The 6,356-nt window shown below is 52.5% G+C and carries 7 protein-coding genes and 1 pseudogene; all 8 read left to right on the top strand.

The window, feature by feature from the left end:
* The coding region (locus ACTF5G_RS09700; protein ID WP_438952609.1) for a phosphoribosylanthranilate isomerase at window positions 1–567 on the top strand (567 nt) is incomplete at its 5' end.
* A gap of 49 nt (window positions 568–616) precedes the next feature.
* Window positions 617–1,801, top strand: coding sequence for a tryptophan synthase subunit beta (gene trpB, locus ACTF5G_RS09705; RefSeq protein ID WP_438952613.1), 1,185 nt, complete (start codon window positions 617–619; stop codon window positions 1,799–1,801).
* A 35-nt stretch (window positions 1,802–1,836) separates the two neighbouring features.
* Window positions 1,837–2,652, top strand: coding sequence for a tryptophan synthase subunit alpha (gene trpA, locus ACTF5G_RS09710; RefSeq protein WP_438952610.1), 816 nt, complete (start codon window positions 1,837–1,839; stop codon window positions 2,650–2,652).
* Window positions 2,653–2,663: 11 nt separating this feature from the next.
* Window positions 2,664–3,557, top strand: a complete 894-nt coding sequence (gene accD / locus ACTF5G_RS09715; protein ID WP_036860168.1) for an acetyl-CoA carboxylase, carboxyltransferase subunit beta — start codon at window positions 2,664–2,666, stop codon at window positions 3,555–3,557.
* The gene (locus ACTF5G_RS09720; protein ID WP_438952611.1) at window positions 3,535–4,794 is read left to right on the top strand and encodes a bifunctional folylpolyglutamate synthase/dihydrofolate synthase; all 1,260 of its coding nucleotides are present in this window, start codon (window positions 3,535–3,537) and stop codon (window positions 4,792–4,794) included. The genes accD and ACTF5G_RS09720 overlap by 23 nt, the downstream gene beginning before the upstream one ends.
* A complete protein-coding gene (locus tag ACTF5G_RS09725; protein ID WP_438952612.1) occupies window positions 4,784–5,317 on the top strand; it encodes an SPOR domain-containing protein in 534 nt (177 codons plus the stop codon). The genes ACTF5G_RS09720 and ACTF5G_RS09725 overlap by 11 nt, the downstream gene beginning before the upstream one ends.
* 53 nt (window positions 5,318–5,370) lie before the next feature.
* On the top strand, window positions 5,371–5,865 hold the full coding sequence (locus ACTF5G_RS09730) for a CvpA family protein (RefSeq protein ID WP_036860172.1): 495 nt from the start codon (window positions 5,371–5,373) through the stop codon (window positions 5,863–5,865).
* Window positions 5,866–5,921: 56 nt separating this feature from the next.
* Window positions 5,922–6,356: pseudogene (locus ACTF5G_RS09735) on the top strand (amidophosphoribosyltransferase); the annotation flags it as partial.

Genomic DNA, 6,356 nt, shown 5'->3' on the forward strand with positions numbered 1-6,356 from the left:
GTTGCTGCTGCTGCCGGAGTTGATGCAATAGGTCTGGTGTTTTATGCAAAAAGCCCCAGATTTGTGGGCCTATCCGATGCCGCAGTCATCTCAGCCGAAGTGGGTCCCTTTGTCACAACGGTCGGTTTGTTTGTCAATGCTCCGCAGCAACAGGTGGCAGAGACACTTGAGAGAGTGGGGCTGCAACTTCTGCAGTTCCACGGTGATGAGGACGATGAGTACTGCCGGCAGTTTGGCAGACCGTTTATCAAAGCTATAAGAATGGCGCCGGACCTGAATCTGTCAAAGGAGCTGGCGCAGTTCCCCAGCGCGAGCGGATTTCTGTTTGATGCCTGGCATAAAGACAAGTATGGCGGTACCGGAGAAACGTTTGCGTGGCGGCGTCTACCATCGGGTTCAGATTTCCCGCTGATTCTGGCGGGGGGGTTGAACCCCGGGAATGTGGCCGATGCCATTTCCCAGACCCGACCCTACGCAGTAGATGTGAGTGGCGGTGTGGAGACGGCTCCGGGCATTAAATCCGCTCGACTCATAGAACAGTTTATTGCCCGCGCTTCAGCCGGGTAACACGTCGGAGAACACAGTGAACAAGAAAGCCTCGATTGATTTTAACCAAATGCCGGATGCTCATGGCCATTTCGGCCCCTACGGTGGACGCTTTGTTTCTGAAACCCTGATATATGCACTGGATGAGCTGGAGAGTATCTATCGCAGCTTAAAGGATGACCCCGAATTTCAGGCCCAGTTTGATTATGACCTGGCCCATTATGTGGGACGGCCATCGCCGCTGTATTTTGCGGAACGCTGGACCAGGGAAACCGGTGGTGCAAAGCTGTTTCTCAAGCGTGAGGACCTGAATCATACCGGTGCACACAAAATCAACAATACTATCGGGCAGGCGTTGCTGGCCAAGCATACTGGCAAGCAACGAGTAATTGCTGAAACCGGTGCTGGTCAACACGGTGTGGCCACGGCCACTGTAGCTGCCCGTCTTGGTCTGGAATGCCATGTGTTCATGGGTGAGGAAGACATCCAGCGCCAGTCCCTTAATGTCTACCGTATGAAGCTGCTCGGCGCGACGGTCGTGCCCGTCACCTCCGGTTCCAGAACGCTCAAGGATGCCATGAACGAAGCGCTGCGCGACTGGGTGACCAATGTGGATGACACGTTTTATATCATTGGTACCTGTGCAGGTCCCCATCCCTATCCGGAGTTGGTGAGAAACTTTCAATCTGTGATTGGCCGGGAGGCCCGTCAACAGTCATTGGCCCAAACGGGTAAATTGCCGGATGCGTTAGTTGCCTGTGTGGGCGGAGGGTCAAACGCCATCGGTTTGTTTCACCCGTTTCTGGCAGACGAATCGGTCGCGATGTACGGTGTGGAAGCTGGCGGGTTTGGCCTCGGCACAGGTAAACATGCTGCACCACTGAACGACGGCATTCCCGGCGTTCTCCATGGTAATCGTACTTATCTGATGGAAGATGAAAACGGGCAGATTATTGAAACCCACTCTATCTCAGCTGGACTGGATTACCCTGGAGTTGGCCCGGAGCATTCCTGGTTGAAAGATATCGGTCGTGTCAAATACGTGGCTATTGACGACGATGAGGCAATGGATGCCTTTCGTCATCTCACCAGAATCGAAGGTATCATGCCGGCGCTGGAGTCCAGTCATGCGATTGCCTATGCTGAAAAACTGGCTCGCAAGATGGATCCAGATCAGACCATCGTAGTGAATCTTTCCGGGCGCGGTGACAAAGATATTCTGACAGTTGCAGAAATCGATGGCATCACTTTGTAATCATGCATCAGTAAAAAAGAAGTTGGAAATTGTCTGTGAACAGGATTAAACAACGTTTTGAAGTTCTTAAACAGCAGGGCCGCAAGGCCCTGATTCCTTATATAGTATTAGGTGACCCCGCCGCCGATGTGACGCTGCCGGTGATGCATGCCCTGGTCGAACAGGGTGCTGATATTCTCGAGCTCGGTGTCCCTTTTTCAGATCCGACTGCCGAGGGGCCGGTGATTCAGAAGGCCCATGAGCGGGCCTTGGCCCATGGCAGCAGCCTGCGTGATGCATTGACACTGGTGAAACAATTCAGGGAGACCGATTTCACCACTCCGGTCATTCTGATGGGGTACGCCAATCCCATAGAGCGGCTGGGCTATCAGCATTTTATTGAGCTTGCTCTCGATGCCGGGATTGATGGGGTCCTGACAGTCGATCTTCCCCCTGAGGAAGCGGGAGAATTCAATCAACAGCTCGGTGAAGCCGGTATTGAAAATATTTTTCTGTTGGCGCCCACCAGCAGTGACAAGCGACAGAAGATGGTTGCAGAAATGGCCGGTGGCTTTATTTATCATGTCTCGCTGAAAGGTGTGACCGGTGCGGGTAATCTCGATGTGGTGTCAGTGAAACAGCATGTGGACCATATCCGTACATTGACTGACCTGCCAGTCTGTGTAGGATTCGGGATTAAAGATGGTGCCTCAGCGCGCGCTGTTGCCGACCTCTCCGATGGCGTGGTGGTTGGTAGTGTGCTGGTGAGTAAAATGGCTGAGCTGGCTGCGCGCGCTGAAACATCACCACGGGCTTTTTCACAGGCAGTTTCAAGCCTGGTCGCAGAAATGCGAGATGCACTGGATAACTGACGGAATAAACTATGAGCTGGTTGGAAAAAATCCGCCCCAAGGGTCCGGCGACCCAGAAAAAAGATCGCACCCAGAGTGTTCCCGAAGGGTTGTGGAAAAAATGCCCGAAATGTAGTGCACCACTTTATCGTCCAGAGCTCGAAAAGAATCTCGAAGTCTGCCCAAAATGCGATCACCACCTCCGTATAGGTGCCCGCCGTCGACTGGACTTCTTTCTTGATCGGGAGGGTCGTGAGGAGCTTGCCACAGAGGTCAAGCCTGTTGATCGTCTCAAATTCAAGGATGTACGGCGATACAAAGACCGGTTGAATGATGCCCAGAAACTGACCGGTGAAGACGACGCGCTGGTGGCGATGAAAGGCACATTAAAAGGCATGCCTGTTGTTGCGGTGGCATTTGAGTTTGCCTTTCACGGTGGCTCCATGGGCTATGTGGTTGGTGAGCGCTTTACCCGTGCAGCCCAGGTTTCGCTGCAGGAAAATATCCCGTTGATCTGCTTCTCCGCCACGGGTGGTGCGCGTATGCAGGAGGCACTGATATCCCTCATGCAGATGGCCAAAACCAGCGCAATTATCGAAAGGCTTAAAAGTCAGGGCACACCCTATATCTCGGTAATGACAGACCCCGTTTATGGCGGTGTCTCTGCCAGTCTTGCACTGTTGGGCGATATCAATGCCGCTGAACCTGCAGCAAGAGCAGGTTTTGCCGGGCCCAATATCATTGAGCAGACCATCCGTCAGCGCCTGCCCAAGGGGTTTCAGCGCGCAGAATTTCTGCTGGAGCACGGAGCGATCGATTTAATCATTCCGCGCCCTGAGCTTCGGGATACGCTGGCGTCCCTAATTTCAAAGTTTACCCATTGTCCAGAACCTGATCATATCGATGCCCCAGCGCTCACTGAGTGAATGGCTGACCCTGTTACAAAACAGGCATCCCAAAGAAATTGAGCTTGGCCTGGAGCGCATTCGCCTAGTTGCCAGGGAGTTGGGGCTGGTGGATGTGCCGGATAGACGTTCGCCCGCAAAAACCATCGTCACTATTGCCGGCACCAACGGCAAAGGCTCTTGCGTCGCTGCACTTCAAGCGCTGTTGACAGCTGCGGGTTATCGCGTGGCCTGCTATACATCGCCTCATCTGATCAACTACCGCGAGCGGATAGTAATTGATGGGCATTGCGTCAGTGATGAGGCAATTTGTGAAGCATTTGAACAAATAGAACAGTCCAGGGGACAGACGAGCCTGACGTACTTCGAATTTGGTACGCTGGCTGCCTTGATACTGATGGCCAGGGAGCAACTGGATGTTGTGCTTCTCGAGGTCGGTTTGGGGGGGCGGCTCGACGCAGTCAATATCCTTGATGCCGATATAGCGATTGTCACCGGTGTGGCTCTGGATCATCAGGAATGGCTCGGCGACGATCTCAACCAGATAGCTGCTGAAAAAGCGGCCATTGCTCGTGCGGGTAAGCCGCTGATCTGTGGTGACCCGAACCCGGTCGCAGGGTTAATCAGCACCGCAGAGAAAGTTGCTGCAAAGCTGATGGTCAATGGCAGGGATTTTTCGGCAAGACAGTTTGCGCCGTTGCCTGAGACTTCACTGCCGTCTGCCAGTATTGCCTGTGCCCTGCAAGCCACCAGTCTGATCACAAGGCTGTCACCTTCTGAAGTAGATACCAGCGCAATCGGTGCTGTTGCGGTACCAGGCCGGTTTCAAAAAGTGACTATCAATGGTGTATCCGTGGTGCTGGATGTGGCCCACAACCCTCAGGCATCGGCATTGCTGGCAGATCGGCTCAATAGTTTCTCGGGCCACTTGATTGCGGTTGTCGGTCTCATGGCGGATAAAGATATTCCAAATATTCTTGCACCGTTGGGACCGCTGGTTAAAAGCTGGTACTTTTGCAATATACCAGACCAGCCGAGAGCCGCAGATGCAGGTATGTTGTCATCGATGTTGTACAATGCCAGCGAACCATTATCCGCCAGAACAAGCGTCTGTTCTTCTCCGCTGAACGCTCTTGAATTGGCCCTGTGTGAAGCCACACCCGACGATCAAGTGGTCGTTTTTGGTTCTTTCTTTACTGTCGGGCCGATACTGGACTGGTGGCAAAATCTGCCAAAAGGAAAAAAGGATGTTGAGTGAAAATATGAAACAGCGCATTGTCGGTGGCTTTGTATTGCTGGCGTTGGCTCTGATTCTATTCGCTTTGCTTTTTGATTTTTCCGATGCCGCCAAGGTCGATACTCGCTCGCAAATTCCCGACTCCCCGGAAATCGCTCCTGTGGTCGTCGATGAACCGGACCGTCCGGACAATATTGAAGCTGCAATAGACGATGAAAATATCTTCCAGCCCGAGGTTTCGCAAGAGGTAGAGGCAGCAATTGGGTCTTCCTCACCGCCGCCGGGTTTGACTGATGAGGGCGTTGCGGAAGCCTGGGTTTTGCAGGTGGGCAGTTTTCGCGATGCAGAAAAGGCTCAGTCATTGCTGAAACAGCTTCTGGCGGAGGGTTATAGCGCCTACGTCCGTCACCAGAAAGGCGATGCCGGAGAGCTGAACCGGGTTTTTGTGGGTCCCAAGGTGCTAAAGAGTAAGCTGATGGAAGACAAAGCGGCCATCGACAAAAAATATGGTGTCAATGCATTGATGTTGCACTTTGATCCCTGACCGTAGAACCTCGCTCTGATACACTCTCGGTCATTCTAAAAAATGATGAAAGCATGAACTGGGCAGACTGGGCGATTATTGCAGTTTTAGGGTTTTCTGTGCTGATTAGCGCGGTGAGAGGCTTCATCAAAGAAGCTCTGTCGTTGGTGATCTGGCTCGCAGCGGCAATCATTGCATCCATTTTCCACGATGAGCTCGCATTATGGCTGGTTGATCTCATTTCAACGCCTTCCCTGCGTATGCTGACTGCCTGGATCACTCTGTTTATTGTTGTTTTGATCATTGGCGGTATCTGCAGTTATCTGTTGGGAAAACTGGTGGAAGCGACGGGTCTGACGGGCACCGATCGGCTCCTGGGTGTGTTGTTTGGTCTGACCCGGGGCCTGATCATTATTATGGTGGTACTGCTTGTCCTGACGGAAATACTGCCAGTGGCAGAGGATGTATGGTGGCAGGAATCACGTTTGATTTCTTTTTTTATGCAGTTTGAACATTTCGCCAGGGAGGCAGGAGCTGCGGTGTTAGGTTTTCTAAAAAATCTGCTCTAGTGAACAGGCGTCACAGCGCAGCCAGCAAGTCTTTAAAAAACGAGGTTGTTTAGTCCATGTGTGGCGTTGTCGGAATTGTCGGTAAAAGCGATGTCAAATTGCAGCTCTATGATGCATTGACGATGCTTCAACATCGGGGTCAGGATGCTGCAGGCATCATGACCTGTGTAGGTGGCCGCCTTAACCAGAGGAAAGGGGTCGGTCTGGTTCGGGATGTGTTTCATACCCGCCACATGGCCGAGCTGGAAGGCAACATGGGTATCGGCCACGTGCGTTATCCGACTGCCGGCAGTTCTGGTGCTGCCCTGGCCCAGCCGTTTTATGTGAACTCTCCCTACGGGATCTGCATGGCACATAATGGCAATCTGACCAATACCGATGAGCTGATGGAGCATCTTTTCAAATCGGACCTCCGGCATATCAACACAGATTCAGATTCCGAAGCATTGCTCAACGTTTTTGCCCATGAACTGCACTTGCATGGTAAGTTG

It is taken from the genome of Porticoccus sp. (assembly GCF_965660005.1).
GTDB lineage: Bacteria > Pseudomonadota > Gammaproteobacteria > Pseudomonadales > Porticoccaceae > Porticoccus.

What these genes read in the sequence shown, in the direction of transcription:
- trpB (WP_438952613.1), top strand. Translation starts at nt 617, where the DNA reads ATGCCGGATGCTCATGGCCATTTCGGCCCCTACGGTGGACGCTTTGTT.
- accD (WP_036860168.1), top strand. Translation starts at nt 2,664, where the DNA reads ATGAGCTGGTTGGAAAAAATCCGCCCCAAGGGTCCGGCGACCCAGAAA.
- ACTF5G_RS09720 (WP_438952611.1), top strand. Translation starts at nt 3,535, where the DNA reads ATGCCCCAGCGCTCACTGAGTGAATGGCTGACCCTGTTACAAAACAGG.
- ACTF5G_RS09725 (WP_438952612.1), top strand. Translation starts at nt 4,784, where the DNA reads ATGTTGAGTGAAAATATGAAACAGCGCATTGTCGGTGGCTTTGTATTG.
- ACTF5G_RS09730 (WP_036860172.1), top strand. Translation starts at nt 5,371, where the DNA reads ATGAACTGGGCAGACTGGGCGATTATTGCAGTTTTAGGGTTTTCTGTG.